At 48.7% G+C, this 956-nt stretch carries 1 protein-coding gene and 1 pseudogene; both read right to left on the bottom strand.

Annotation, left to right across the window (positions count from 1 at the left end):
* Positions 1–256: pseudogene (locus tag J3350_RS14055) on the bottom strand (recombinase); the annotation flags it as partial.
* Complete coding sequence (locus tag J3350_RS13865; protein WP_097774989.1) at positions 253–717, bottom strand: hypothetical protein; 465 nt, start codon at positions 715–717, stop codon at positions 253–255. The pseudogene J3350_RS14055 and the gene J3350_RS13865, both read right to left, overlap by 4 nt.
* Positions 718–956: the final 239 nt, after the last annotated feature.

The following is a 956-nucleotide window of genomic DNA, read 5'->3' as shown; positions in this document are numbered from 1 at the left end:
CGGAATATCCATCGTCCACAAAGAACACCGGGTTCGGAAAGTGATTCTTCTTAGCGTATTCCAGAAGAATAGCCTTCTGGTTCTCAATGGACAGGCTTTCGCCGAGCCGTGCGTCCTCTTGCGACAGCCGGCAGTAAAGTGCGGTGATCTTATTCGTTGCTCCAGACATTGTTGTGTCCTCCTTACTCTGTGGAGCAACTGTCAGTACAGGATTGGTTACCGGGTCAAGTATAGCAGAATTGGGCGCAGTTGTCATTCGTCTGCACCCTCATCTTCAAATTTTTGCTGGGCGTTCTTGGCAACAATGCGCTCCAGCTTCTTCAAAAAGGATTCCTTGCCCTCATAGCTGCCGGTCACGGTGTAGGTGGTGTGACCGACTTTCTCCGTGGTGGTCAGTTCCGGAATCCAGAAAGCGGACAGGTTCTTGACATGGAGGTTGCCGTTCTCGTCCACATAAGAGCCGTGTTTCTTCTGCTCTTCGGTCAAGGGCTTCCGCTTGAAATAGATTTCATTTTCGGAGATGCTCACAGTCTCGCTGGTCTGCTCTTTTGGGGCATCGTCATACAGCTGGGCGAAAAATGCCAGTGCATCTTCGGGTGAGTCTTCCTCCATGAGTTGCTCGAAAACTCGCTGTTCCTCTGCCGAGAGGTTGTTCCATGCGGCTTCCAACTCCTGCTCGTTGGCTGCGTTGACAAAGGCTTCGATCTCTTTTTTCATGGTGCATCCTCCTTTGGCTGCGGAAAGCGTTTTTTCAAAAAATATGGGTTTTCGTGAGAGCAAGAATCGTCCCGTGGCCACAAATTTTCAATTCTTGAAAAATTCCTGCCCCTTTGGGACAGCTTCTTGTTGGGGCGTGCCTGCCCCAAACCCTGCTAGGTGATTTCATTCTTGGTGGTTGCTATATTGCTTATATGCCTTTTCAAATCCTGATTTGTTATATATGATAAATTTATAAC

Source organism: Faecalibacterium sp. Marseille-Q3530, assembly GCF_017377625.1.
In the GTDB taxonomy this organism is placed as follows: domain Bacteria; phylum Bacillota; class Clostridia; order Oscillospirales; family Ruminococcaceae; genus Faecalibacterium; species Faecalibacterium prausnitzii_E.
The sequence above is the reverse complement of the archived record's forward strand: the minus strand, read 5'-3'. Positions and strand labels throughout refer to the sequence as shown.

Coding starts and splice junctions, on each gene's coding strand:
- J3350_RS13865 (WP_097774989.1), bottom strand. CDS start 717: ATGAAAAAAGAGATCGAAGCCTTTGTCAACGCAGCCAACGAGCAGGAG.